The organism is Corallococcus sp. AB030 (assembly GCF_003668965.1).
Taxonomy (GTDB): Bacteria; Myxococcota; Myxococcia; order Myxococcales; family Myxococcaceae; genus Corallococcus; species Corallococcus exiguus.
The window spans coordinates 35423-61929 of the sequence record NZ_RAWQ01000019.1 but is presented as its reverse complement, the minus strand read 5'-3'; the positions used below and the strand labels follow the sequence as shown (position 1 = coordinate 61929).

At 68.8% G+C, this 26507-nt stretch carries 23 protein-coding genes; 15 read left to right on the top strand and 8 right to left on the bottom strand.

Features of this window, described 5'->3' with window-relative positions; all coding sequences use genetic code 11:
- The first annotated feature begins 20 nt into the window (after positions 1–20).
- The 12 genes from D7Y15_RS07370 to D7Y15_RS07315 all read left to right on the top strand — a co-directional run bounded on the left by D7Y15_RS07370 (position 21) and on the right by D7Y15_RS07315 (position 13714).
- A complete protein-coding gene (locus tag D7Y15_RS07370; protein WP_120578156.1) occupies positions 21–1391 on the top strand; it encodes an FAD-dependent oxidoreductase in 1371 nt (456 codons plus the stop codon).
- 160 nt (positions 1392–1551) lie between these two features.
- Positions 1552–2115 carry a DNA starvation/stationary phase protection protein Dps gene (gene dps / locus D7Y15_RS07365; RefSeq protein ID WP_120578157.1) on the top strand — a complete coding sequence of 188 codons (564 nt, stop codon included), beginning with the start codon at positions 1552–1554 and terminating at the stop codon, positions 2113–2115.
- 101 nt (positions 2116–2216) lie between these two features.
- Complete coding sequence (locus D7Y15_RS07360) at positions 2217–3092, top strand: SDR family oxidoreductase (protein WP_120578158.1); 876 nt, start codon at positions 2217–2219, stop codon at positions 3090–3092.
- On the top strand, positions 3089–3706 hold the full coding sequence (locus D7Y15_RS07355; RefSeq protein ID WP_120578159.1) for a glutathione S-transferase family protein: 618 nt from the start codon (positions 3089–3091) through the stop codon (positions 3704–3706). Before D7Y15_RS07360 ends, D7Y15_RS07355 begins: the two co-directional genes overlap by 4 nt.
- A gap of 18 nt (positions 3707–3724) precedes the next feature.
- Positions 3725–5191: a YdiU family protein gene (locus tag D7Y15_RS07350; RefSeq protein ID WP_121752109.1), complete on the top strand. Its 1467-nt coding sequence runs from the start codon at positions 3725–3727 to the stop codon at positions 5189–5191.
- Positions 5192–5283: 92 nt separating this feature from the next.
- Complete coding sequence (locus D7Y15_RS07345; protein ID WP_120578161.1) at positions 5284–5784, top strand: hypothetical protein; 501 nt, start codon at positions 5284–5286, stop codon at positions 5782–5784.
- A 52-nt stretch (positions 5785–5836) separates the two neighbouring features.
- Positions 5837–6793 (top strand): B-box zinc finger protein, encoded by a 957-nt coding sequence (locus tag D7Y15_RS07340; RefSeq protein WP_120578162.1) that lies wholly within the window; start codon positions 5837–5839, stop codon positions 6791–6793.
- Between the two features lie 90 nt (positions 6794–6883).
- Positions 6884–7423 carry an inorganic diphosphatase gene (locus tag D7Y15_RS07335; protein WP_120578163.1) on the top strand — a complete coding sequence of 180 codons (540 nt, stop codon included), beginning with the start codon at positions 6884–6886 and terminating at the stop codon, positions 7421–7423.
- Positions 7424–7429: 6 nt separating this feature from the next.
- On the top strand, positions 7430–8317 hold the full coding sequence (locus D7Y15_RS07330) for a CHAD domain-containing protein (RefSeq protein ID WP_120578164.1): 888 nt from the start codon (positions 7430–7432) through the stop codon (positions 8315–8317).
- Between the two features lie 126 nt (positions 8318–8443).
- Positions 8444–10279, top strand: coding sequence for a DUF4114 domain-containing protein (locus tag D7Y15_RS07325; RefSeq protein WP_121752108.1), 1836 nt, complete (start codon positions 8444–8446; stop codon positions 10277–10279).
- An 86-nt stretch (positions 10280–10365) separates the two neighbouring features.
- Positions 10366–12501: a DUF4114 domain-containing protein gene (locus D7Y15_RS07320; RefSeq protein WP_121752107.1), complete on the top strand. Its 2136-nt coding sequence runs from the start codon at positions 10366–10368 to the stop codon at positions 12499–12501.
- 325 nt (positions 12502–12826) lie between these two features.
- Entirely contained in the window at positions 12827–13714 is an 888-nt protein-coding gene (locus tag D7Y15_RS07315; protein ID WP_121752106.1) for an RNA polymerase factor sigma-32, read from the top strand.
- A gap of 90 nt (positions 13715–13804) precedes the next feature.
- Here D7Y15_RS07315 and D7Y15_RS07310 read toward each other — a convergent pair whose 3' ends face one another.
- A complete protein-coding gene (locus tag D7Y15_RS07310; RefSeq protein ID WP_148712717.1) occupies positions 13805–14656 on the bottom strand; it encodes a hypothetical protein in 852 nt (283 codons plus the stop codon).
- A 159-nt stretch (positions 14657–14815) separates the two neighbouring features.
- Between D7Y15_RS07310 and D7Y15_RS07305 the strand changes: the two genes are divergently transcribed.
- Both D7Y15_RS07305 and D7Y15_RS07295 read left to right on the top strand, forming a co-directional pair.
- Positions 14816–16072 carry an Hsp70 family protein gene (locus tag D7Y15_RS07305; RefSeq protein ID WP_121752104.1) on the top strand — a complete coding sequence of 419 codons (1257 nt, stop codon included), beginning with the start codon at positions 14816–14818 and terminating at the stop codon, positions 16070–16072.
- A 636-nt stretch (positions 16073–16708) separates the two neighbouring features.
- Complete coding sequence (locus D7Y15_RS07295; protein WP_233604851.1) at positions 16709–17158, top strand: hypothetical protein; 450 nt, start codon at positions 16709–16711, stop codon at positions 17156–17158.
- Between the two features lie 11 nt (positions 17159–17169).
- On the opposite strand, the gene D7Y15_RS07290 is transcribed toward D7Y15_RS07295, so the two are convergent.
- The 7 genes from D7Y15_RS07290 to D7Y15_RS07260 all read right to left on the bottom strand — a co-directional run bounded on the left by D7Y15_RS07290 (position 17170) and on the right by D7Y15_RS07260 (position 24419).
- Positions 17170–17700: a hypothetical protein gene (locus tag D7Y15_RS07290; RefSeq protein WP_121752102.1), complete on the bottom strand. Its 531-nt coding sequence runs from the start codon at positions 17698–17700 to the stop codon at positions 17170–17172.
- Positions 17667–18560 carry a hypothetical protein gene (locus tag D7Y15_RS07285; RefSeq protein ID WP_121752101.1) on the bottom strand — a complete coding sequence of 298 codons (894 nt, stop codon included), beginning with the start codon at positions 18558–18560 and terminating at the stop codon, positions 17667–17669. Before D7Y15_RS07285 ends, D7Y15_RS07290 begins: the two co-directional genes overlap by 34 nt.
- Before the next feature lie 5 nt (positions 18561–18565).
- Positions 18566–21184 carry a TonB-dependent receptor gene (locus D7Y15_RS07280; RefSeq protein ID WP_121752100.1) on the bottom strand — a complete coding sequence of 873 codons (2619 nt, stop codon included), beginning with the start codon at positions 21182–21184 and terminating at the stop codon, positions 18566–18568.
- A 30-nt stretch (positions 21185–21214) separates the two neighbouring features.
- Positions 21215–22027, bottom strand: a complete 813-nt coding sequence (locus D7Y15_RS07275; protein ID WP_120599470.1) for an OmpA family protein — start codon at positions 22025–22027, stop codon at positions 21215–21217.
- A gap of 118 nt (positions 22028–22145) precedes the next feature.
- The gene (locus D7Y15_RS07270; protein ID WP_233597476.1) at positions 22146–22748 is read right to left on the bottom strand and encodes a chalcone isomerase family protein; all 603 of its coding nucleotides are present in this window, start codon (positions 22746–22748) and stop codon (positions 22146–22148) included.
- A 157-nt stretch (positions 22749–22905) separates the two neighbouring features.
- Positions 22906–23628 carry a hypothetical protein gene (locus D7Y15_RS07265; protein WP_121752099.1) on the bottom strand — a complete coding sequence of 241 codons (723 nt, stop codon included), beginning with the start codon at positions 23626–23628 and terminating at the stop codon, positions 22906–22908.
- Between the two features lie 8 nt (positions 23629–23636).
- A complete protein-coding gene (locus tag D7Y15_RS07260) occupies positions 23637–24419 on the bottom strand; it encodes a hypothetical protein (protein WP_233604852.1) in 783 nt (260 codons plus the stop codon).
- On the opposite strand from D7Y15_RS07260, the gene D7Y15_RS07255 reads away from it, so the two are divergent.
- A complete protein-coding gene (locus D7Y15_RS07255; protein ID WP_121752097.1) occupies positions 24337–26502 on the top strand; it encodes a molybdopterin oxidoreductase family protein in 2166 nt (721 codons plus the stop codon). The genes D7Y15_RS07260 and D7Y15_RS07255 overlap by 83 nt on opposite strands.
- Positions 26503–26507 lie beyond the last annotated feature (5 nt).

The window sequence follows — 26507 nt, the reverse complement described above, 5'->3', positions numbered from 1 at the left end:
GGCATAGAGTCCGCGGACCTATGGGTGATAGCGCGGACGTGGTCGTCATCGGCGCGGGCGTCGCGGGACTCACCGCGGCCCGGGACATCGCTCGCACCGGCGCCACCGTCGCCGTGCTGGAGGCACGAGACCGCGTGGGCGGACGCACCCTCACCCGCGAGCTGGGTGGAGGGCTCGTGGACATGGGCGGCCAGTGGGTGGGCCCCAAGCAGCGCCACGTGCTCAAGCTCGCGGACGGCCTGGGCCTCCAGCGCTTCCCCCAGCACCACCAGGGCACCAAGGTGCTGGAGCTGCGCGGCGAGCGCCGCACGTACCAGGGCAAGGTCCCGTCCCTGCCCCTCCTGTCGCTGTTGGATTTGCAGCGCATCGTCTGGAAGCTGGATGGACTGGCGAAGCGCGTCCCCCGGGAGCAGCCCTCCGCCGCGCCGAAGGCCGCCGAGTGGGACGCCCTCACCCTGGAGGACTGGAAGCAGCGCCACGTGCCCACCTGGGGCGCCCGCGCCGCGCTGGACATCGCCACCCGCGCGGTGTTCGCGGCGGAGCCTTCCGAGTTGTCCTTCCTGCACTTCCTCTCCTACGTGCACTCCAACGGCGGCCTCATGCCGCTCACCGAAATCGAGGGCGGCGCCCAGGCGGAGCGCTTCGTGGACGGCGCGCAATCCCTCTCACGACGGCTGGCGGAAGGACTGCCCGAGGGCCGCGTCGTCCTCTCCGCGCCCGTGAAGGCCCTGCTCCAGGACGCTCGCGGCGTCACCGCCACCACGGAGGATGGCCGGACCTTCCGCGCTCGCTACGCGGTGGTGGCCACTCCGCCCGCGCTCGCGGAGCGCATCGACTTTGGCGCGGACCTGCCGCCGGGCCGCCGCCGCGCGCACGCGGACATCCCCATGGGCAGCGTCATCAAGGTCGTGGCCACCTACGCCACGCCCTTCTGGCGCGAAGCGGGCCTGTCCGGCGAGGCCGTCAGCGACGCGGGCCCGGTGCGCCTGTGCTTCGATGACTGCGGTCCCCACGGCCACCACCCCGCGCTCGTGGGCTTCTTCCTGGGCGACACCGCCCGCGCGTGGACCGGGCGCCCCGAGGAGGACCTCCACCGCGCGGCGCTCGCGGACTTCGCGCGCTTCTTCGGCCCCCAGGCCCTGTCGCCCGTGGCCATCGCCGCGCTGGACTGGAAGCAGGAGGCGTTCAGCACCGGCTGCTACGTGGGCCTGCCCCGCCCCGGCACCCTCACCGCCATTGGCGACGCGCTTCGGGCGCCATTTGGCCGCGTGCACTGGGCGGGCACCGAGACGGCCATCGAAGGCTGCGGCTACCTGGACGGCGCGGTGGAGTCCGGCGAGCGCGCCGCCACGGAGGTCGCCGCCCGGCTGACCGCCCCCGACGCGGGCTGATCCACGACGCCCGGCCGCCCGCCCTTCGAGCCAGCCGGGCAGCCAGGCGAAATATGCCGCGCCATGGCCAAGGGCACGGCCCATCCCCACCCTGTGGGAAGCGCCGAGACGTCATGCCGACGGCCTGCCGCGCGCACCCCACCAGCGAGGGACCAGGACCATGTACACGACCAGCCACGTGAACCTTCCCCAGGACGCGCGCGAAGAGCTCATCGACATGCTCAACACGCTGCTCGCCAACGCCATCGACCTGCACTGGCAGGTGAAGCAGGCCCACTGGAACATCCGCGGCACGCACTTCTACAGCCGCCACCTGCTCTTCGACGAAGTGGCCAAGCACGCGCGCAAGCACGCGGACTCCTACGCCGAGCGTGCGGGCGCGCTGGGCGGCTACGCCCAGGGCACCATCCGCCTGGCCACCAACAACAGCCAGCTGCCCGAGTACGACCTCCAGGCCGTGGACGGCGAGGCCCACATCCGCGCGCTGGTCGAGCGCGTGGGCCGCTACGCCGCCAGCCTCCGCGACGGCATCAACAAGTCCGACGAGGCGAACGACCCCGTCACCGCGGACATCCTCACCCAGACCCTGGGCGAGACCGAGGAGGACCTCTGGTTCCTGGAGAGCCACCTCAACGGCGACGCGCGCGCGGGCGCCACCCTGCCTCCCAAGGGCGGCAACCGCCGGGGCCGTCAGGCCGAGGACATCAGCCAGGCCTCCACCTGACGCCTGACGCCACCCGCTTCCGCCTCCCTGGCAGGTTCTCCTGCGCGGGGAAGGCGGGGAGCGTATAGAACGCGTCCCCGGATTCCAGGAGGACGCGTCCCATGGCGGCAGGGCTTCCCGAAGACCGTCTCGACGGCAAGGTGTGCCTCATCACCGGGGCTACCGGTGGCATTGGCCAGGAGACGGCCAAGGCGCTGGCGCGGCGGGGAGCCACGCTGGTGCTGTCCGGCAGGGATGAGGCCCGCACGGCGGCCACGGTCGCCGCGGTGCGCGAGGCCGCTCCCGGAGCGCAGGTGGAGACGCTGCTCGCGGACCTGTCCTCCCTCCAGTCCGTGCGCGACCTGGCGAAGGCGTTCCGCGACCGCCACCCGCGGCTGGACGTGCTCATCAACAACGCGGGCCTCATCATCGACCGGCGGCAGGTGACGGTGGACGGCTACGAGGCCACGTTCGCCACGAACCACCTGTCCCACTTCCTCCTCACCCACCTGCTGCGAGACCTGCTGGTGGCGAGCGGCCCCGCGCGCATCATCAACGTGTCCTCGGAAGGACACCGGCTGGCGTACTCGGACTTCCTGGACGACCCGCAGACGGAGAAGCGTCGCTACGACGGCATCCGCGTCTATGGCAACGCCAAGCTCAGCAACATCCTCTTCTCGCGTGGGCTGACGAAGCGGCTGGCCGGCACGCAGGTGACCGCGAATTCACTGCACCCCGGCGCGGTGCGCACGGGCTTCGGGCACAACAGCCAGGGCTTCTTCAAGCACCTCATCAAGCTGGCCTCGCCCTTCATGCTCTCCCCTGAAAAGGGCGCGAGGACGTCCATCTACCTGGCGTCGTCGCCGGAGGTGGCGGGCGTCAGCGGCGAATACTTCATCAAATGCCGCAAGGCGAAGCCGTCGTCCGCCGCCCGGGACGAAGCGCTCGCGGAGCGGCTCTGGCAGGTGAGCGAAGAGCTCACGGGAGTGAAGGCATGATCGACCTGTACACGTTCAAGACCCCCAACGGCCGCAAGATCTCCATCGCCCTGGAAGAGCTGGGCATCCCCTACAAGACGCACTCGGTGGACATCTCCAAGGGCGAGCAGTTCAAGCCCGAGTTCCTGGCCATCAATCCCAACAACAAGATTCCGGCCATCGTGGACCACGACGCGCCGGGTGGACGGCCGTTCGCCCTCTTCGAGTCCGGCGCCATCCTGCTGTACCTGGCGGAGAAGACGGGCGCGCTGATGCCAGCGGATCCGCGCGGCAAGGCGGAAGTGACGCAGTGGCTGATGTTCCAGATGAGCGGCCTGGGGCCCACCCTCGGCCAGCTCAACCACTTCGGGCGCTACGCCTCCGCGAAGATTCCCTACGCCATCGACCGCTTCGAGGCCGAGGCGAAGCGCGTCCTGGGCGTGGTGGAGCAGCAGCTGTCGTCGCGGGACTACCTGGCCACCACGTACTCCATCGCGGACATCGCCACGTACCCGTGGCTGAAGGGCTCGCGGGACTTCTTCCCGGAGCTCTTCAACAACCTGCCCAACATCCTCCAGTACCTGCACCGCGTGGGCAGCCGTCCCGCGGTCCAGCGGGGCATGCAGATTCCCTGACGTCTGTTGTTTCCATCCATGGCCTCGCTCGAACAGCTCGTCTTCGACAACAGCAACGCCCGCCTGCCCCCTGGGTTCGCCGCCCGGGTGGCCCCCGCGCCCTTCCCGGACGCGTACGTGGTGAGCGTGAACCCGGCGGCCCTGCGGCTCTTGGGATTGGACGCGGAGGAGGTCGCGCGCCCGGAGTTCGCGCGCGTGTTCGGCGGGGCCACGCCGCTGCCCGGCATGGAGCCCCTGGCCATGGTGTACGCGGGGCACCAGTTCGGCGTGTACGTGCCGCGCCTGGGAGACGGCCGCGCGCTGCTCCTGGGCGAGGCGCGCGGCCCGGACGGCGACAGATGGGACCTGCAGCTGAAGGGCGGCGGGCCCACGCCCTTCTCGCGCGGCGGTGACGGACGCGCGGTGCTGCGCTCCACCGTGCGCGAGTACCTGGCCGGAGAAGCCCTGCACGCGCTGGGCATCCCCACCACGCGGGCCCTGTGCATCCTGGGCAGCCGCACGCCGGTGTACCGCGAGGAGGTGGAGACCGGCGCCATGCTGGTGCGCCTGGCCCCGTCGCACGTGCGCTTCGGCACCTTCGAGTTCTTCCACCACACCGAGCAGCCCGGCCACGTGGCCACGCTCGCGGACCACGTCATCACCGCGCACTTCCCGCACCTCGCGGGCCAGGAGGGCCGCTACGCGCGCTTCTTCGCGGAGGTGGTGGAGCGCACCGCGGAGCTGGTGGCGCGCTGGCAGGCGGTGGGCTTCGCGCACGGCGTGATGAACACCGACAACATGTCCATCCTGGGGCTCACGCTGGACTACGGCCCCTATGGGTTCCTGGACGACTTCGACCCCGGCTTCGTCTGCAACCACTCCGACCACCAGGGCCGCTACGCGTTCGACCAGCAGCCGCGCGTCGCGCTGTGGAACCTGGCCTGCCTGGGCGAGGCGCTGCTCACGCTCATCACCGAGGACGAGGCGCGCGCCACGCTGACGCTCTTCCAGCCCACGTTCGCGCGGCACTTCCTGACGCGCATGCGAGAGAAGCTGGGCCTGACGGAGGCCCGCGACGAGGACCGCTCGCTCCTGGAGGACCTGTTCTCGCTGATGGCCGGCTCGCACGTGGACTACACGCGCTTCTTCCGCGCGCTGAACCGGTTCGACTCCAGCCCGGGTGCTCGCAACGACGCGCTTCGCGACCACTTCCTGCCGCCGGAGGGCTTCGACGGGTGGGCCGAGCGCTACCGGGCGCGGCTGGAGTCGGAAGGGAGCGTGGACGGCGAACGCCACGCGCGCCTGGACCGCGTCAACCCGAAGTACGTGCTGCGCAACTGGGTGGCGCAGCAGGCCATCGCCCGGGCACAGGAAGGCGACTTCGCGGAGGTGGACCGCGTGCTCGCGCTGGTGTCCGCGCCCTTCGACGAACACCCCGGCCAGGAGGCCTACGCGGCCTCGCCGCCGACGTGGGGACGGCACCTGGTGGTGAGCTGCAGTTCCTGACGCGCGGGCACAACGGGATGCCGGACAGGGGGGCAGGCGGGCAGGCGCCCGCGGACGGGAATCCCGTGCGCGCGGTGCCTAGCTTGGAAGGCATGATCGAACCTGCCGCTCCGCCCCGCATCGTGTTCCGAGCCCTGGGGCCTGGCCTCGTCGGCGCCGCCGCGCTCACGCTGGTGCACGAGAGCGCCCGGCGCGTGTTGAAGCACCCGCCGCGCATGGACGTGCTGGGCATGCGCTCCCTGGAGAAGGGCGTCCGCTTCTTCGGCGGCGAGCCCGCGAAGGGACGCCAGCTGCATCGCCAGACATTGGCGGGCGACGTCCTTTCCAACGGCCTCTTCTTCTCGCTCGTGGCCCTGGGACGTCCCAAGCGGCCGTACCTGCGCGGCGCCACGCTGGGCCTGCTCGCCGGCCTGGGCGCGGTGGTGCTGCCTCCGAAGCTGGGCTTGGGCCGCAAGCCGTCCCAGGCCCGCCCGTCCACGTCGCTGCTCACCGTGGCCTGGTACACGTTGGGAGGACTGGCCGCGGCGCGCGCCACACGGAAGCTGGTGGCGCGCCGTCAGCCGGAGCCGCCCCTGGGCCGGCCCCTGCATTAGCGCCGGGCGGTGACTGGAATGCGTTGCACGCGGTGGACTACAAGTCTCCGCGATGCATCACATCGACATCCCCTCCGGGGAGCTGAACGAGTTCGACCTGCCAGCCATCTGCATCGTCACGGGTGAGCGGCAGGGCGTGGTCTTCAAGCCGGTGAACTTCACCTGGTATCCGCGCTGGATTGGCTTCCTCGCCCTCCTCAACCTGCTCATCGCCATCATCGTCGCGTCCGTGATGACGAAGCGGGTGAATGGCACCCTTCCCTTCACGGAAGAGGCCTGGAGCCGGTGGAAGCGCGGACAGGTCATCATGGCCGTGTCGGTGTTGGCCGCCATCGCGCTGCTCATCCTGGCGTTCTGCCTGTTGGCATCCGACGTGCCCGAATGGCAGGGCCTGGTCGCGCTGGCATCGAGCGTGGCCATCCCCGTGCTCGCCTGGGTCTTCTTCCTGCGCGGCCGGGGACCCAAGGTGCGGCGCATCGACCCGGACAACATCTCGCTCGCCATCCCCAACGGTCCCGCCGCGCATGCCATCACGGGCCACTTCCTGGCCGGGCTGAAGTCTCCAGCACGGGATGACGGTGAGAGCCTGGACGCGAACGAAGCTCCGGCTCACGCCCTCTGCGCGCGGCACGACGACAGCGTCGCGAACCAGGTGTGCACCCGTTGCGGCGCGTTCATGTGCCCGCGCTGTGAGCACCGCGTCCGCAGGGAGTCGCTGCCGCTGTGCCCGGACTGCTGGGAGCTGCGGGGCCACACCATCGCCGTGCAGGCGAAGGCCCCCGGCCTCTCACTGGCGAACTCGGGCCTGTTCATGGGCGTCATCTCGGTGATTCCCATGTGCTACGCGGTCCACGTCGTGTCGCTGGTGCTCAACACCGTGAGCCTGGTGCGCAACCGGCATGCCGACTCGCCCCGCATCGACCGGAAGAAGGCCATCGCAGGGCTCGCGCTCACCGGCATCGGACTGTTGCTGACGCTCGGAATGCGGCTGTATTCCGGGCGCTGGTAGGCGCTCGGCGCCCCCCAAGGTTGGCGAGTGAAACCCCCTGGCACGGGGGCACTTGCCGGAGACGGAACGGCGACCCCAGCCTGAAGGTCCATGGCCACCGACTTCACCCGCCTGCCCCTGCGCGGCGCTCAGGATGCGTTGCACGTCGTCGTCGAGTCGCCCCGCGGTTCGACGGTGAAGCTGAAATACGACTCGAAGCTCCAGGCCTTCACGCTGTCCCGGCCGCTGACGCGCGGCTTCCGTTACCCATTCGACTGGGGCTTCATCCCCAGCACGAAGGGCCCGGACGGAGACCCGCTGGACGCGCTGGTGTACTGGGACGTGCCCACCTGGCCCGGCGTGGTGCTGCCCTGCCGGCCCCTGGGCGTGCTCCTGGTGGACCAGAAGCCGAAGGGCGCGACGAACGGCGAACGCGAGCGCAATGACCGCCTGCTGCTCGTCCCGGTGAACGCCACCCGCTCGGACGACCTCAATTCCTATCAGGACCTGTCCAAGCGCGAGCGCGAGGAGCTGGAGCACTTCTTCCTCGCGGTGGTGCACTTCGCGGACAAGGACGCGCGCATCCTCGGTTGGGAGGGCCCGGACGCCGCGGAGCGCATGGTTCAACAATACGCCCTCAAGGAGGACTGACCCGCCATGCCGCCTCCCACTCCCATCCGGGGCCTGGGCCCCGACACCGCGCTGGGCGACGCCGCCCGCCGCATCCTCGCCGGCCGGCTCGCCGACGTGCGCCACCCCGAATCCCAGCTGGACGACGAGCTGGGCGAGGACGGCGTGCACGACATGCGCGTGGCCACCCGCCGCCTGCGCGCCGCGCTCCAGGTGTTCCAGGCCACCGGCAAGCTCACCCGGCTGGAGACGGACGTGAAGCGCCTCCAGGACGCGCTGGGCGACGTGAGGGACCTGCACGTCCAGGACAAGTGGTTGGACACCGCCGCGAAGGGCAAGAAGGACGCGAGCAAGGCGCTGGCCGGCCTGCGCGAGTCCCACCTGTCCGGCCTGAAGTCCCGGGAGAAGAAGCTGCGCGCGGAGCTGGAGCGCTGGACGGACCACACCGTGCCGCGCCTCCTCAAGAAGGTGGACACGCTGGAGGACGCCCACCGCTTCGCCGGCAAGCGCGTGCGAAGCCACCTGCGCCAGCGACTGCGCCGAGTGGAGAAGCGCCTGGAGCGCTACGCGGACGCGCCGGACGCGGCCTCCGCCCACGCCCTGCGCAAGGATTTGAAGAAGCTGCGCTATGAGCTGGAGATCTTCCAGCCCGCCTTCCGCCGCACCGTGGGCGCGCTGCTGGAGGTCCTGGTGCCACTCCAGGACGGCCTGGGCGAGCTGCACGACGCGGACGTGCGCCTGGAGCTCTTCGAGCGCGCCGCCGCGGAGGCCCCGCCCGGCCAGCGCAAGGCCGCGCGAAAGCTGCTGCCCCAGGCCCGCGACGAGCGCGCGGAGCGCTCCGCCGAAATCGCCCGCGAGGTGCAGCGCTGGCACGCGGAGGCCATCCCCAAACGGCTGCGCAAGGCGTTGACCTGACGAACAAGGGGGAGCAAGGGCAGACGGGTCGTCTTCATGGGTGAAGCCTGACACACCCAGACAGAGCCGTCTTCCTTGTTATTTCTGATAGACCCTGGGAGCCATCTTCATCCGAGGAGTCTGTCCTTGCACCCGAATCCCTCCCGTCTCCTGGCCCTCGTGGCCGGGAGCGCGTTGTTTGTCATTCCCTCGCTGCGTCCGGCCCAGGCGGCCGACACCTGCGGCCCCGGGGACCTGTACGAGGACGTGCAGCCCGCGTTCACCGCCGCGGGGTTCGACCAACTCCAGCAGGTGACGCTCACCCCGCAGCGGACGCTGCGGTCGGTGAACCCGTTCTGGACGCCCACGTCGGTGGACTCCATCGTGTTCCCGTCGGACCAGAACGTCACCATCAGCTTCGTGTACGAAAGCGCCGGCGCGAGCCACGCGCTGGGCTACCTGTACGTGAGCGACCTGCAGGCGCGCGGCTACGTCAACGCCCAGGGCGACCTGGTGGATGGCAATGGCAACGGCATCGCGGACCTGCACGAGGACCTCTACAACCTGGCCCCGCCCTCCGGTGCCCAGGCCCGCCCGTACATCGGCGTGAGCCCCCGCTGTTCCCAGACCTTCACGTCCCGTGGCTTCACCTACCGCCAGCCGGACCTGGCGCTCAACTCGACCTGCGCTTCGGCCTTCCTCACCAACCGGGACATGACGGATGCCCGTCCCGGCCGCACCTCCTCCGCCTACAACATCATCGTCGACGTCGTCGGGAGCACCCAGCTGGGAGCGGCCGGCACCAGCTATTCGGACAACGGGCTCTTCACGCGAATCCCCAACCTGCTGGAGCCCGCCCACGCGTCCAACAACAACATGGGCATCGGCCACCTGGCCTTCCTCCTGGCTGACGACGACTCCGACAGGGAGACCTACCAGGGGCTGGGCGCCGTCGCTGACGCGACGGAGTTGAACGACGGCGTCCCCGACTACGACGTCTCCGCCTATGACGGCCATGGCCGTCCGAGGGCCTTCAACCCGGATCCCGGCATCACGACCTACGACCGCACGGTGGACCTGGGCGTCATCCCGGGCGGACAGGAGGTGGTCTTCTTCCTCGTCTCCGCCTTCGAGCCGATCCACAACACGGACGCGGGCATGGTCCATCCCTGCCTGCGCAGGGATGCCGACCTCAAATGCACGCTGCACCTGAGGACGCCCATCAACGTGTTCTTCTCCAAGGCGAAGTGGAACCTGGATCAGGACTTCATGGGCCAGAACCCCGTCGTGTCCCGGAACATGGGTTGTGATTACGACGAGGCCTGCAACCGGACCAACCCGAACTCGTCTCCGCGCGCCTGCACCCTGGCCGGTACCAGCCAGAAGTTGTGCGGGTGGTTGGATTCCGGGACCCGGACCCGCATGGGAACGTTGCCCTACGGCAACACGACCCTGCCCATGGCAGCCACCACCGTCGCCGCGCCGGGCAACCTCGTCATGCCCCACGCCGTGCTGGGCAACGTGGGCCCCGCGTCCGACCGGTGGCTCCTGGCCTTCGAGGACCTCCCGGGTGGAGGCGACCGGGACTTCAACGACGTCGTCTTCATGCTGCGCAACCAGGCGCCCACGGCCGGCCGCGTGCGCTCCACCGTGCTGAGCCCCGCGGCCCCCAGCTGCGCCATCCAACAGGTGTACATCCACAAGGACGACGCCCAGGACCCCACCTGCGCCCCTCCGGTCGCCATCCACTACGCGGTGGCCACCGACTGCCGCTTGTGCCTCGCCGGCACGTGCATTCCCAATCCCACGCCCACCTGGCATCCGGTGACGTTCGACTGGAACCGGGACGCCGTGCTCGACGTGTCCGGCACTCCCGGCCATCAGCTCTGCTGGAAGGCGGACCTGACCGCCGGGAACGGTCCGTGCCAGGCCACCATCAACAACGTGGACATCGGCTACGAATCCGGGCCTGTCAATCCCTGACAGCCAGGGATTGGCCACCGCTGGAGATGCCCGTCATCTCCATCTGATAGACCCTCGGGGCCGTCTTCACCCCGAGGAGTCTGTCCTTGCAGCCTCATCTTCTTCGCCTCCTGGCCTTCGTGGCCGGGGGGTTCCTGCTTGTCATTGCCTCACCGCGCGCGGCCCACGCGATGCCCCCCGGGGGAACCCAGCCCGGCCATGTGCTGCCGCGGCTCAACGGCTTCTCGCAGTCCTCGGCGGTCCTGCCTCCCGGCGGCACCGCGGAGGTGGGCATCCTGGCCACGGATCCCCACGGGAATCCGCTGACGTTCTCCTGGGACGCCAGCGCGGGCACCCTGGGGACGCAGGTGGACACCGGGACCTCGAGCCTCCAGACCTGGACCGCGCCGCAGTGCCTGGCGGAGGACACCACGCCGGTGGCCGTCACGGTCACCAGCAGCCATGGCCAGTCCATCTCTTCGTCGTTCGGCTTCAGCGTCGCCCAGGACCTGGCGGTGAACCGTCAGCCGCCGTTCGTGGACTCGGGCTTCGAGCTGCTGGAGAACGCTGGCGCCGCGTCCTGGCAGGAGCTGTGGTTGACCGCTCCTTTGGCCCCCAGGTCCCCGGAGCGCATCGTGTTCGCGACGGACCAGGAGCTGAGCGTCACCTTCATCGCCAAGGAATCGGAGGCCACGCACGCGTTCGGCTACGTGTACTACGACGACCTCGTCGCTCGCGGCTACGTCAACGCCCAGGGCGACCTGGTGGATGCCAACGGCAATGGCATCGCGGACCTGCACGAAGACCTCTACAACCTGGCCCCGCCCTCCGGCGTCCAGGCCCGCCCGTACATCGGCGTGAGCCCCCGCTGTAGCCGGACCTTCACGTCCGGTGGCTTCCTCTTCCGTCAGCCGGAGCTGGCGCTCAACTCGGTCTGCGCTTCGGCCTTCTTCACCAGCCAGGACCTGACGGATGCCCGTCCCGGCCGCACCTCCTCCGCCTACAACATCACCGCCGACATCGTGGGGACCGTCCCCCCCGTTCCCTCCGCGAACGCGGGCACCGGCTTCTCCGACAACGGCCTCTTCCCGCACATCCCCAACCTGCTGGAGCCCGCCCACCCCACCAACAACTTCATGGGAATGGGCTCGCTGGTCTTCCTGAGCACCGAGGACGACAGCAACCTGACCACCTATCGCGCGATGGGTCTGGTGCCGGACGCCGATGATTTCGAGGACGGCATCCCGGACTACGACGTGTCCCGGTACGACACGCGGGGCGTGGTGCGGTCCGTCAACCCGGATCCGGGCATCACCCGCAAGGACCGCACGGTGGACCTGGGGCTCATCCAGGGAGGCAAGGAGATGGTCTTCTTCCTCGTCACCGCCTTCGACGCGGCCCACTACCTGGACGACGGCACCGTCTTCCCGTGCCTGCGCAGGGACGCCAACCTCAAGTGCACGCTGCACCTGAAGACGCCCCTGTCCGTCTTCTTCTCCAAGGCGAAGTGGAACCTGGATCAGGACCCCGTGGGCCGGATGCCGACGCTGCAGCGGAACATCGGCTGCGCCTTCTCCGACCAGTGTGACCCGGACCACGCCCAGTCCTCCTCGAAGGCCTGCGCCGTGGTGGCGACCAGCCAGAAGCTGTGTGGCTGGATGGATTCGTTCGTGCTGCAGCGCATGGCGGATCCGTATTACGGGCGTCTCGTCCTTCCCAAGGAAGGCGCCACCGTCCCCGCGTCGGGCAACCTCCGCATGCCGCACGTGCTGATGACGGCGCCCACGACCCTGCCGGGCCAGTGGCTCATGGGCTTCGAGGACCTCAATGGCGGCGGCGACCGCGACTTCAACGACGCCGTCTTCCTGTTCCAGGGTCAGGCGCCCAGCGCCGCGCGCTCGAAGGTGCTGAACCCTCTGGACGCAAGCTGCGCCGTGTCCCGCGTGCGCTTCACGAAGACGGACACCGTGCCGACAGGCTGCGCCACCAGCCAGCCCGCGCCCTCCTATGCGCTGGCCACCGACTGCCAGGTGTGCGGCGACGGCGTCTGCGCATCCAACCCCACGCCCACCTGGCACCCGCTGCCGCTCATGCGCGGGGCGGACAGCGTCACCGTGGATGTCTCCGGCACGCCCGGCAACCAGCTCTGCTGGAAGGTCACCCACCCCGGTGACGCCCCCGCCTGCCTGCCCGCGGCGGTCCAGGTGAACGTGGGCTACGAACTCACGCCCGTGGCCCCCTGAGCGGGCCGCCATTTTCCGGACACCCGGCGCCCCGGTCCCCTGGTGTGGGGGCCGGGGCGTGCCCACATCCCTGCTGGATGTGATCCGCCCTGTGCCCGGGTCGGAGGGCAGGCAACCCTCCCTTGGGGGCACCCGGAAGAAGTGTCGGAACCCCTCGCTGTAAAAAGTGCCGGGTTCCGCCCTAAGCATTGGGGCCGTTTCGCGCAACGCCCTGGAATCATTGAGGTTGCCCGCCGGCTGGCATTGGCCCGTGCGTTGCTAAAGGTCTCCCCGTCGCAGCAAACGGCGGTCGCACACACCGCCCTCTTCCCCGAGAGAGACCCCCATGCAGACCTCCAGCTCCTTCTCTTCCGCCGACTCGCTCTCCACGTACCTCTCGGAGATCAACCAGTACCCGCTGCTGAACCCGCAGGATGAGCAGTCGCTGTCTCGCGCCTTCCGCGCGGGCGACCTGTCCGCGGGCCACCGCCTGGTGACGAGCAACCTGCGCTTCGTGGTGAAGGTGGCGTACGAGTACCGCTCCTACGGCCTGAAGATGTCCGACCTCATCCAGGAGGCGAACATCGGCCTGATGAAGGCGGTGCAGAAGTTCGACCCGGAGAAGGGCATCCGCCTCATCTCCTACGCGGTGTGGTGGATCCGCGCGTACATCCAGAACTACGTGCTCCGCAACTGGAGCCTGGTGAAGCTGGGCACCACGCAGGCGCAGCGCCGGCTGTTCTTCAGCCTGGCCCGCACGCGCCGCGAGCTGGAGAAGCTGGGCGCCGGCGATGGCCACATCGTCAACGCGGACGAAATCGCCAAGAAGCTGAACGTGAAGCCCACGGAAGTGCGTGAGATGGAGCAGCGCATGGGCGGCCGGGACCTGTCCCTGGACGCGCCGGTGGGCGAGGACGGCGACGCCACGCACCTGGACTTCGTGGAGTCCGATGCCGCGTCCCACGCGGACGAGGTCGCCGACCGGCAGCAGGCGGGCCTCACCCGCAACCTGGTGCAGCGCGCGCTGACGCGCCTGGATCCGCGCGAGCGCTTCATCATCGAGCAGCGCGTGATGAGCGACTCGGAGATGACCCTGAGCGAGCTGGGCGAGCACTTCGGCTTCTCCCGCGAGCGCGCCCGCCAGCTGGAGATCCGCGCCAAGGACAAGCTGAAGGCGGAGCTGGCGAACCTGATGGCCGAGGCCGGCCTGGACCAGGCCGAGCTGGCCGCGTAACGCGCGGGTAGCAACAAGGCTGCGACACGGCACGGCCCCGTCCCCTCGCGTTGGGAAGCGCGAAGGCACGGGGCCGTGGCATGTCTGGAGTCACGGTGACCGGGGCACGCCGGGCGAGGACTCGCCGCTCTCCGCCGGTGCGGGCGCGGCCGGCTGCGCGCGGGACGTCGCGTCGATGCGCAGGGCCTGCGGCTCGCCGCTGCTCGCGTCCGTGCGGTAGGAGGCGCGGACCTGCGCGCCCTCCTGGATGTCCGCGGCGCTCGCGGCCCGGCCGTCCACCTGCACCTGCGTGCCGGGGCCCACCTTCAGGCGCAGCCGCGGCTCTCCGCGCTGGCTGACCAGCACCTCCTGGGCGCTCGCGCTGAGCACGTCGCCGGAGATCTGCTGCTCCTGGGCGGGTGCCGCCCGCGAGTTCTGGGCGATGGCGGCCTGCTGGGTGGCGGCGTTCGGATTCGCGGCCTGTTGCTGCCAGGCGTCCGGGTTCGCGACGCGCTGGTTCGCGGCGGCGTTCTCGTTGGAGGCCTGCTGCTGCTGCGTGGTGAAGTTCTGCTGCGCCTGGCGCTGGGCGGCCAACGCGCTGGCCTGGGCCTGCTGGGCCACGGACTGGGCCTGCTGGGTGCGCGCCTGCGCCTGCTGCTGGCTGGCCTGGGCCTCCTGGGATTCCTTCTGGGCCTTGGCCTGGGCCTCCTGGAGCTCCTGCTGCTTGTGCTGCACGTCCTCCTGGGCGCGGGCGGCCTCGCGCTGCTGACTGGAGGCCTCCTTCTGCGCGTCACGTGCGTCGTCGAAGGCCTTCTCCGACTGGAGCTGGGCCTGCTCCACCTGCTGTCCGGGGGTGTTCTTCTCCGCGGTGTCCTGGCGGGAGCGGTCTCCGTCCTGGCAGGCGGTGGTGCCCACTACGAGTGCGGCGACTCCGGCACCCAGCCATGCTGCGCGCGATTTCATGGGGTTCTCCTGTCAAAGGGATGACAGGGCAAAGATGGCGGTGGCCCGTGGAGCGCCAAGCCATCCGTTGGCGAGCGCCCGCCCGGCCGCCCGCCCTGCGGCAGACAGTCACTTTGGGGCTACCGCGTCCGGAAGAATGGCGATAAGGGGCGCCCCCCCATGCGCGCCTGCGGACTCGACTTCGGAACCAGCAACACCGCCCTGGCCCTGCCGGACGGCACCGTGTTGCCGCTGCAGCCCCACACCCCGGAGCCCCGGCTGTTCCGCTCCGTGCTCTTCTTCGCGGAGGAGGAGCGGGAGGTCTTCACGGGCGCGGACGCCATCCAGCGCTACCTGGAGGACAACAACGGCCGGTTCATCCAGTCCGTGAAGTCCTTCCTGCACAGCTCGTCCTTCCGGGCGACGCAGGTGAAGGGGCGCACGTACACCATCGAGGACCTGGTGGCCATCCTGCTGCGCCGCGTGCGCGAGGCGGCCGGGGCGCACCTGGGCGAGCCGCCGGACGCGGTGGTGCTGGGCCGGCCCGCGGTGTTCACGCCGGATGCGGATGCGGACGCGCTGGCGGAGAAGCGGCTGCGCAAGGCGGCGGAGATCGCGGGCTTCACGCACGTGCAGTTCCTGATTGAGCCCATCGCGGCGGCGCTCGCGTACGAGGCGCGGCTGGAGAAGGACGAGCTGGTGCTGGTGGCGGACTTCGGCGCCGGCACGACGGACCTGACGTTGATGCGGCTGGGGCCGTCGCGGCGAGGGAACCTGGACCGCAGGCCGGACGTGGTGGGGTCCACGGGTGTGCGCATCGGTGGTGACCGGTTCGACGCGGAGATCATGCGGCACAAGCTGCTGCCGAAGTTCGGGGCGGGGTCCACGTACAAGGTGAAGGGCTTCAGCCACAAGCGGCTGCCCATTCCGCAGCACGTGCTGGCGAAGCTGCTCAACTGGCACGAGATGTCCTTCATCCGGGAGAAGTCCACGCAGGAGCTGCTGGAGGTGATGCTCGACACGAGCGACCACCCCGCGGAGATTCAAGCGCTCTACGACCTGGTGATGGACAACCTGGGCTACCGGCTGTTCCGGGCGATTGAAGCGACGAAGGTGAAGCTGTCGAGCGAGGACGTGGCGACCATCGACTTCGAGGACGCGCGCATCCACCTGCACGAGCCGATGACGCGGGCGGAGTTCGAGACGGCGAGCCGCACGTTGTTGGATGAACTGTCGCAGTGCACGGAAGGGCTGTTGGCGAAGCACCCGGAGGCCAGGGAGATTGACGCGGTCTTCCTGACGGGCGGTTCGTCGCAGATTCCGGCGGTGCGGGAGCTGTATGTGAAGCGCTTCGGAGAGGACCGGGTGCGCACGGCGGACGCATTCACCTCCGTGGCGGAGGGCCTGGGCCGCGCGTCCGCGTGGCTGACGGGGTGAGCCATGGCGGCACAGGCAGCACGGCGACGGTGGCTTCAAGTCGCGGCCGTGCTGTCCCTGTGCGCAGCGTGTGTCGGGCCCACGGACCGGACCTTCGTCACGGGGCGGATTTTGCCCCGGCAGATCCGTTTCGTGACTCTGAGGGAAGCAACGCCAGGAGAAGAAGGCGGTCAGCGCTCCGCCTGCATCCACATCCGGATTACTCGCGCCAACACCAGCGAGACCGTGCTGTGCAGGTTCGGCGTTGAAACGCCCCTGCGAACCCACGAAGGCGTCCTCTCACTACCGCTGGCGCAGCGCATCGCGGCGGACCGTATCAATGAGGCCTCTCAGGCAGTCTTCGGCTCCGCCACCGTCGACTCACCGCTCGGAATGCTTTGTGAGTTGATGAAGGCACAGCTGCGAACGACCTTCGAGGCGTCCCTTGCTGGAGCCCGGTTCAGGGCGCAATGCGATGAACGGGCGCCTCCGGTGCTGTTCGGACACGTGACTCTCTGACGCTGGAGCCCCCGCGCCATGCCTCCCAGCACGAATGAACTGCTGACTCTCGCTCGCCATTACTGGCCTGCTTCGTACGAGGAGTCCCTGGACGACGCCCATCCTGAACACAAGCGCCGCCAAGAACGTTGGGAGCAGGTGCGACAGCAGAATGAGCGCTGGGATGCATTCCGGCGGCAGCTGGGCATGCTGCTGCCAGACTTCACCCTGGCGGAAGCCAGCACGACCTCCCAGGCCTCCTTGCGCTGCGCCGTCTATCCCGCGAAGGGAATCCCCATGAAGCCCGTGCCCTGGGCCCTCGTGGGCTGCATGAGCATCCTGGCCCCGGTCTACACGGTGTATGGACTCACGTTCGACTACGCGGGACGCAAGCGAGGCAAGGCCCACCTGCACCTGCCGCCCTTGCCCGCGCCCATGAGCGACACCTCGCGCATCATCGCCCGGGAACTGGAGGCCCACTTCCACGTCACGCCGCTCCCGCCCGAAGTCGCAGCCCTTCCCGTCCCCGTCGCCGTGGAGTGGACGCGTCCACCCCAGACCACCCTGTTCGACGCCCTCTTCGACAGCGCCCCCACCATCGTCCCGTGAGCGGGGGCCGACTACGGGGCGCCACCGTCCAACACGGCCCCATCCAGGATTCCCGCATCCACGGACGGAGGCGCTGGCAGTGCCTCCGGTTCCGCGCCCACACTGCGCCGCAAAATCCGACCGTCGAGGCCGACCGCGTAGCGGGCGCCAGTGTCCACGCCAATGAAGGCGTCGCCACAGGAGCCTGGGACCTCGTGGATCAGGATGAAGAAGACGTCTCCCTGACGGATGACACGGTAGCGATACGCCTCCGGTCTTCCCCAGCACGGCGTGTCCTTGGACTGCTTCGGGAAGAAGTCCTCCATGGCGATCTGGACGGCCCTGAGCAGGTTGCCGTCCAGCACATACGCCTGCTCATTGCCCCCCACCTGTACTGCGGACTGCGCATGGAACGGCGGAAACGCGATGCTCCGGTCTCCCTCCCAGGCAGAGGGCTGGGCTCCCTGTCCTCGCAGGCAACCCGCCAGGAGCAGCGCTCCGACCACCACGGTGATGGCCCGACCGGCGCTCAGGGCCCCACGTCCACCGTGCGCGTCGTCCAATCCGTGCCTCCACGACCATCGCGGGCCACGACCCAGACAGTGATGCGCTCGGGCGTCTTGGCTGTCGTGTAGGTCGTCGTCGGGTCGCCGGGCTTGCCGTCCACCGGCTCCAGCGAGCGGAACGACCCTACCTCGCCCTCGCCCGTCGCGAACCAGCTGTAGAAGACCTGCTCCGTCCTCAGCCCGTCCGCCGTGGAATAGGACTCCTCGCTGCCCTCTCCCAGCACCGGCGTGAACGTCACCTCCGCGTCCAGCGGCAGCGGCCCGGACAGCGGCGCGTCGTTCCACAGCACGTCCTGCATCACCGGGTTCTGGTTGGGCGTCTCCGTCGAACGCAACGTGATGCGCCGCACGCCCCGCTCCACTCCCTCCGGCGTCCCGCTGCCGTCCGTCGCCTCGTACCCCACGAAGAGCGGCAGCCCCGCCTGCAACACCTGCTGCACCGCCGGGTCGTTGAAGTCGAACGAGCCTCCCTGCCCTCCCCCCGTGCTCCCCGTGGCCGCCTGGAACGCCGCGATGAGCAGCGCCTGCACCGCCGGGTCACTCAACGACAACACCCCGCCCGGCAACGGCACCCCGCTGTCCCCCGGACACGCCACGTCCCCGTAGGGATTCACGTCCGGCCGGCACAGCGCGTACGTCACCGTCACCGGACGCGCGTCCGGCGTCACCGCCAGCGCCGTGAACGTCACCGGCGGCGGCAGCGTGGAGGCGTTCGGATCCAACGCCAGCTCCGGCGGCTCCGCCTTGATGCCGAGCACGCGCACGCTGCGAATCTCACTCTGGGCTTCGAAATCGGGGCCACTGCACGCGCTCGACCCCAGCAATGCAATGACAGACAGCAGGACGGGAGTGCGCATGGCGTTCAGAAGGCTCCCTTCAAGCCGAGCACGGGCAGGATGGGCAGGCCCTTGAAGTACTCGCGCTTGGAATAGTTGTAGTTGTAGGCCACGCCCTCGACCGACTGGTTGTTGTACGCGTTCGTCAGGTCCAGGTAGAGGTCCAGGTTCCAGGTGTCGAAGATGAGGTTCTTGTCCACGCGGATGTCCAGCTGGTTGAACGACGGCAGCCGCTGGGAATTGACCAGCCCATAGTACGGGATGAACACGTCCGTCGTGTCGTCGCGCTTGGAGCCCAGCACCGGCGTCGTCGGGTTGCCGGACGCGAAGCGGAACCGCGCGCCCACCTCCCAGCCCTTCGGCAGCTTGTAGCTGGCGATGGCCGTCAGCACGTGCGTCTGGTCGTTGTCGAACTTGCGCCAGCGCGCTCCCGGCGCATCCCTGCGCTCGCTGCGGCTCAGCGTGTACGAAATCCAGCCGAACAACCGGTCCGTCAACGCCCGGCGCACCAGCAATTCAAAGCCATAGATGCGCCCCACGCCGCCGTTCTTCAGGTTCTCCGGCACGGACTCGCCGTCGCGCACGACGCGCGCGTTCGAGCGGACGATGAGGTCATCCAGGTCGTTGTAGAAGACCTCGCTGCCCACGAACCACTCCGGCCGCGCCTGCCACTCCGCGCCCACGCTGTACTGGAGCGACCGCTTCGCCCCCAGGTCCGGATTGCCGAACCCCGGCGACGGCTCATCCTGCACCGGCGGGCTGTGGTAGACGCCCGCGCCGCCCTTCAGCGTCAGCGTCTCCGTGAGCGCGTAGCGCACCGCGAGCCGCGGGTTCACCGTGCGCTTCACCTCCTGCTGGTCCGTGAAGATGTAGCTCTCCGTGCGCACGCCCGGCACCACCAGCAAGTCTTTGATGGGCCGCCACCGCACCTCCGCCCAGGCGGACGGGTAGTACTGGGTGAACTTCCCGTCGATATTGATGAGGTCCTCCGTCACCAGCGGCGACGGTGGCTCACCCTCGCGCGGCGGCTGCTGGATGCTGGCCGTCACGTTCGCCAGGTTCGCCACCACGTCCAGACCGCCCGCCACCATCACGCTGTCGTTGAACGCGTACTCCACCGTGGGCCGCAGATACAGGTCCGTGGACGCGATGCGCAGCCCGCGCTCGCCAATCTGGAAGTCCAGGATGGTGTTGCCCACGAGCCCATGCGTGTCGACCGTCAGCCTGCCCTCGCGGAACTGGTGCCGCAGGCGCAGCTGGTTGAAGCCCGTCGTCACATCCAGGCCGCCATTGACGGACGGGTCGCCATCCGCCGGCTGGTCCAGGAGCAATGCCAGACGGTCACGTGACGTCAGGCCCTGCAGCGTGAAGGTGTGGCGGCGGCTCGGCTTCCACACCAGCTTCGCCTGCGCGTCGTAGTAGCGCGGCGCCACCTGGAGGCTGTCGTCGTCGAACGGCACCGCCTTGAGCACCAGGTCGATGTACGAACGCCGGCCGCCAATCGCGAAGCTCAGCGTGTCCGTGATGGGGCCTTCAATCACCGCGTTGGACTCAATGAGGCTGATGCCCACCGTGGCGTGGTAGCGGTCCGTGCGGGGCTCGCGGCTGCGCACGTTGATGACGCCGCCGGTGATGTCGCCGTAGTACGCGGAGAAGTTGCCGGGCAGGTAGTCCACCGCCTCCAGCAGGTCCGAGTTGTACACGGAGGTGAGGCCACCGAAGTGGTACAGGATGGGGATGCGCAGGCCGTCCAGGAAGACGCCGGACTCCTGCGGGCTGGTGCCTCGGATGACCAGCGCGCCGCCGTTGAACGCGGGCCGCGCCACGCCCGGCAGGTTCTGCACCACCTTGAGCGTGTCACCCTGCGTGCCCGGTATGCGCTGCACCTCCGCCACCGAGATGGTCGTGCGCGTCACCTCCTTGCGCTCGCGGTCGCTGCGGACCACCGTCTCGTATTGGCTGAAGATGCGCTTCTGCACGTAGTACGTGGCCCGCGTCTCCTTGCCCTCTTCAATCGTCTCCTGCGTCTTGAAGCGGTCGTAGTTGCCCAGCACCACGACGACCGGGTGCGTGCCCACGGGGACGCCTCGGAAGGAGAAGCGCCCTTCGCCGTCCGTGACGGTGGAGCGGTCCAACTCCGTGAGCACCACCTCCGCGCCCACCAGGGGCTTGCGCGTGCCGCGCTCCACCGCCTGGCCGCTGAAGTTTACCGGCCCCTGCGGCTCCGCGACGCCGCCGTCCGGCGAGGCCTCCGGCTGCGGCTCCGGCGCGCGGAAGACGAACTGGTAGGCGTACTGGATGCGCACCGGCGCGGGGACGTTGTCCACCTCCGCGGGCTCGAACTGGAACTGCTTCACCGCTTCCGTGGCGGCTTCGTCGAAGCCGTGACCCGCGGGCTGGGTGATTTCGACATTCGTGACGGCGCCCGTCTCCGAGATGTCGATGAACATCACCACCGTGCCCTCCAACTGCTGGGCGGCGGCATCCGGCGGGTAGGCCGCTTCGACCTGGCGCAGGAGGGCGGGCGGCTTCGTCAGCACGCCCGTGGGAGCGCCAGCGTCGCTGGCGGGAGTTCCTGCGTCCGGAGCCTGTGCCACGGCTCCGGTCGCAAGCAATACACAGACGACGCAGAGGAGCGTTCTCATGAAGGGTGCGCGGGTCTCCCGCGCCCCCTCCTAGCGCCCCCCGAGGCCGGGGGCGAGAACGATTTCGATGCGCCGGTTCTGGCTCTTGTGCTCCGGCGTGTCGTTGGGAACGAGCGGCTGGTACTGCCCGTAACCCGCCGCGGACAGCATGGTCGGGTCCACGCCAGAGTCCTGAAGCGAACGAACCACCGCCATCGCGCGCGCCAGGCTCAGCTCCCAGTTGGTGGCGAACTGTCCGCCGCCGGTGGGCACGTCGTCCGTGTGGCCTTCCACGCGCACGATGCGGCCCTTCACCGTCTTGAGCGCGTCGGCGATCTTCACCAGCGCGTCCTGCCCTTCCTTGCCCACGCGCGCGGAGCCGGACGCGAAGAGGATCTTGTCCTTGAGCTGCACGGTCATCCGGCCCTTCATCTCCGACAGCTCGATCTTGCCGTCGGAAATCTCCTGCTTGAGGGACTGGGCCAGGTTCTCGTACTCGGAGCTCTTCTTCTCCAGCTCCTCCTTCGCCTGCGCGAGCTTCTTGGCGTTGCGCCCCAACTCGTCGTTGAGCGCGGCCAGCTGCGCGTTCTTCTCCTCCAGGGCGCGGCGCTCGGCCGCGGCGCCGGTGAGGCGGTTCTCGGAGGCGTTGAGGCGCGTCTCCAGCGCGGTCTTCTCCTGCTCCAGCGCGGTCTGCTTCTCCTCCAGCTCCTTGATCTTCGCCTCGGCGGCCGCGCGGGCCGCCTTCTCATCCGTGAGGTTCTTCGTCAGCCCTTCCGCCTCCAGGGCCTTCTCGTTGAACTTCCCCTGCGAGACGCAACCCGTGGAAAGGGCAACGAGGGCAGCCAGAACCAGACGTGTCCGCATAGGTGCGATTCCTCCTGACAAGGATGTTGGTGGGTCCGAGATTACCGCTCTCGGGCCCGCAGCCTAGGAGAAACGCGCATCCAATTTGAGGCCAAACTTCCCCGCCGGGCGAGCGGCCCTACTTGGGGAAGATGGGGTGGGTGTCCAGCCAGGAGCTGAAGAGGGCGTCGGCGAAGGACTTGCCGGGGATGTGGACCCCGCCGGACGCGCCGCCGGAGACGTGGAGGCCGGAGCCGGGCAGGTAGGTGAGGACGAGGTCGTCGCCCTTGCGCACGTCATGGAGGGACGACAGCAGCTTCTCCAGGGACTGGTTGAGGGCGTCCTGGCGCATGGCCGGGTTCTGGCGGAGGCCCTCGCGGAAGCTGCCCACGAGCTGGTCCTTGCTGATGGTGCGCAGGAAGCGGAAGTGCAGTCGTTTCAGGCTGTTGGACGACACAGCCTCCTTGAAGCAGGTGGGCTCCTCCTCCATGTAGAGGCTCCACACGTACACATTGAAGAAGAGCTTCTTCTTCAGCTCCATGTGGGTGAGCGCGAGTGTGCGCCCCTCCACCTGGAGGGAATCCGGCATGTTGACCCCGCCCGCCTGTCCCGCATGGGCGGCAGCGCCCACCAGCAGGAGCATCCCCAGCGCGAGCCCTCGCGCCCCCTTTTTCAACGCCGTCCCCATCATCGCCTTCCCCTTCACCCTCTTCCCAACGCCGGTGATCGCAACGGTGCGCATGCTCTTAAAAACCGCCACCGGTCACGATCATTGGTTTGTGCACCATTGGACGGCAACCGGAGGCCCAAGGCAAGGCTGTTGGGGGCTCAAGTGACTCCCCGGTTGTCCGGCGGACAGGGCGGATGGCGCGGGGTGTCATGAAACCCGGGAGCTGAGCTTACTCCGGAAGCGGGTTGGGGCGGGCCAGCGATTCGCGGAACTCGTCGATGAGCGTCCAGTACAGCGCCCATGCCTCCGGGTCGCCGTCGGCAGCCTTGTGGATGGCGGCGGCCGGACCGCAGGAGGTGCTCCAGCCTCTTGTCTCGAAGAGGTACGCCCCGAACTTCACGGAGAAATCGAGCCCTGGCTCCAGAATGCCGTGGTGGCGCAATGCGCATGAGTAGCCCCACAGCATCTGCTCCAGGCTTCGCAGATGCACCAAGCCCAGAGGCTCGTTGCCAGGCACATACATGGACGGGCGCTGACGAACGCCGTCCAGCAACTTGAAGATGTCCGAGTGGATCATCTTCGCGACGTCCATCCGCTCTGCTTCATCGCGCAGGGCCTTCAGATGCTGCGCCGCTTCGCGAAGCGCCTGCCGGAAGGCAGCGACATCCCGCACCCGTGCCACCTGATCCTCGTACGTGATCACCAGCACGCCTTCGTCGTGAGCGAAGCTCAGGGCATCGGGTTCCCAGAGCAACTTCACCCGCACGGGTGACTCGTGCTGGAGCCGCTTCAGCCCCACGTCCAGGGCCCACAGCCAGGCATTGATGTATGTCTGTTCGTCCTGGATTCGCCCTTCGTCGCCCATGACACGGATGGACCCCATAAGGGCGTAGGGCGAGGCAGCTTCGGGCTTGAGCTCCAGGTGAATGAATCGATTGGAGTGGGAAATCATGTGACCTCTCATGGGTCCGGATGCACCGCCCGGAACATCACCTGAAACCCAATGCTTTTGCGTGCGCGAGACATCAGCCGGTAGAGGTGCCCCGCCTCATCCAGTTTCTCCAGGCTCATGTAGTCGCCGTACGTGATGAACTGGGCAATGCGCCAGATCTCCGAGCGGAACTCAGGACCCGCGGGGCCTGTGACCACGTGGTTCCCGCCGTCCTCACTTGTCCGCTTCCAGCCGGGTTTGAGGAGGAAGTCGAGTTCGATGGAGACGCCTTGCAGGGAGCTCTCTTCCCAGGTGCGTGCCATCGTCACGGCGCGGGCCACGACGTAGCCGCCCATCCCCACGGACGGCTCGAACTCGTACAGGGCGAGTTCACCCGCGAGGACCTCCTGCGTCCAGACGGCATCCAGTGCCCACTCCGCGCAGCGCTCGGCGGCTCCGTCCATTCCTGCTCGCCATTCGCGGATGTCGAAGAGCACGTTCTGCGTCCCGAGCCTCTCCAGGGACCATTCCTCCGCACCCTGGAAGTCAAACCAGACGGTTTCGCGGGTGTGCAGGACCAGCTCCACCTGCAGGAACATCTTCTCCCGATCCATCCGCACGCCCGTGACCTCGGCGTCGTGGACCGACACGTTCAGGAAAGCCATCGTGGGGAACAGTCTGTCACCCAATGGCCCCACGCGGGGAAGAGCCGGCGTAGGCTCTCCGTCCATGAGCGCTTCCGTCCATTTCCGCACCTGCAATCTCTGTGAAGCCATGTGCGGCGTGCGCATCGAAGTGGCGGACGGGCGCATCACGTCCATCAAGGGGGACGCGGAGGACCCGTTCAGCCGGGGCCACATCTGTCCCAAGGCCGTGGCGCTCCGCGACCTGCACGAGGATCCGGACCGGCTCCGCCATCCCATGAAGCGCACCGCTTCCGGCTGGGAGCGCGTGTCCTGGGAGGACGCGTTCCGCGACATCACGCAGCGGCTCCATGCCATCCAGAAGGAGCACGGCCCGAACGCCGTGGGCGCGTACCTGGGCAACCCCAACGTCCACAACCTGGGCGCGATGATGTTCGGGCCCGGGCTGCTTCGCGCGCTGCGCTCGCGCAACCGGTTCTCCGCCACCTCCGTGGATCAGCTTCCTCATCAGCTCGCGGCCCATCTCATGTTCGGCCACCAGTTGCTGGTGCCCATCCCGGACATCGACCGCACGCGGTACATGCTCGTCCTGGGCGCGAACCCGCTCGCGTCCAATGGCAGCCTGATGACCACGCCGGACGTGCGAGCCCGGCTGCGTGCCATCCAGGAGCGCGGCGGCAAGGTCGTCGTCATCGATCCCCGCCGCACGGAGACAGCGGTCATCGCGGACCAGCACGTCTTCGTCCAGCCTGGCACCGATGCGCTCGCCCTCTTCTCCCTGCTGCATGTCGTGCTGGAGGGAAACGCACATCGAATGGGACGGCTCGCGGAGTTCGTGGACGGATTGGACACCGTGCTGCCACTCGTCCGCGACTTCCCTCCGGAGCGCACGGCATCTCACACGGGCATTGCAGCAGACGTTCTTCGCGGCATCGCCCGGGACTTCCTCGCCGCGGACGGGGCTGTCTGCTACGGGCGCGTCGGTGTGTCCACGCAGCCGTTCGGCTCGCTCTGCCAATGGCTCATCAACGTCCTCAACATCGTCACCGGCAATCTGGACCGCGAGGGCGGCGCGCTCTTCACCCTTCCCGCTTTCGACCTCATTGGCGGGCCTCGCGCGTTCGGTGTCAGCCCTGGCAGCCATGGCCGCTGGAAGAGCCGGGTGCGTGGCCTGCCGGAGTCCTCCGGAGAGCTTCCCGTCGCGGCGCTCGCGGAGGAGATCCTCACCCCGGGCGAGGGCCGCATCCGCGCGCTCATCACCCTGGCCGGCAACCCCGTGCTGTCCACGCCCAATGGCACGCAGCTGGACACAGCGCTGGGGCAGCTCGACTTCATGGTGAGCGTGGATCCGTATCTCAACGAGACCACCCGCCACGCCCACTACATCCTGCCGCCCGCGTCGCTGCTGGAGCGAGGACACTACGACCTCGTCTTCCATGTGCTCGCCGTGCGCAACACCGCGAAGTATTCGCCGCCGGTGTTCCCAGCGGGTCCGGACTCGCGTCAGGACTGGGAGATCGCCCTGGAGCTCCAGCACCGGCTGGAGACCCTGCGCAAGGGACGGAGTGTTCGCGCACTGCTCCAGTACCAGGCCCTCAAGCGCATGGGGCCGGAGCGCATCCTCGACCTGGGCCTGCGCATGGGGCCCTATGGCTCGCGCTTCCATCCGCTCAAGAAGCACGGACTGTCGCTCGCGAAGCTTCGCGCCGCGCCGCATGGCATCGACCTGGGCCCGATGAAGCCCAGCCTGCCCGGCAGGCTCCGCAACCGCTCCAAGCGCATCCAACTGGCACCGGAGCTGCTCGTCGCGGACGTGGCCCGGCTTCGTGCCGCGTTCCCGGACGACGCGGCACCTCGCGAGGGTGAGCTGCTGCTCATCGGCAGGCGGCACCTGCGCGACAACAACTCGTGGATGCACAACGTGCCGGGGCTCGTGAAGGGCCGTCCCCGCTGCACGCTCATGGTCCATCCGGACGACGCCTCACGCATCGGGCTCGCGGATGGCGCCAACGCCACCATCCGCTCACGCGTGGGAGAGGTCACCGTGCCCGTCGCCGTCACCGCGGATGTGATGCCCGGCGTCGTCAGCCTGCCGCATGGCTACGGACACCAGCGCCCAGGCATCCGCCAGCAGGTCGCCAGCGCGCACGCGGGCGCAAGCATCAACGACCTCACGGATGACCAGGCGCTGGACGCCGTCAGCGGCAACGCCGCGTTCAGCGGGACACCGGTCCAGGTCCGACCGGCCTGAGCCTC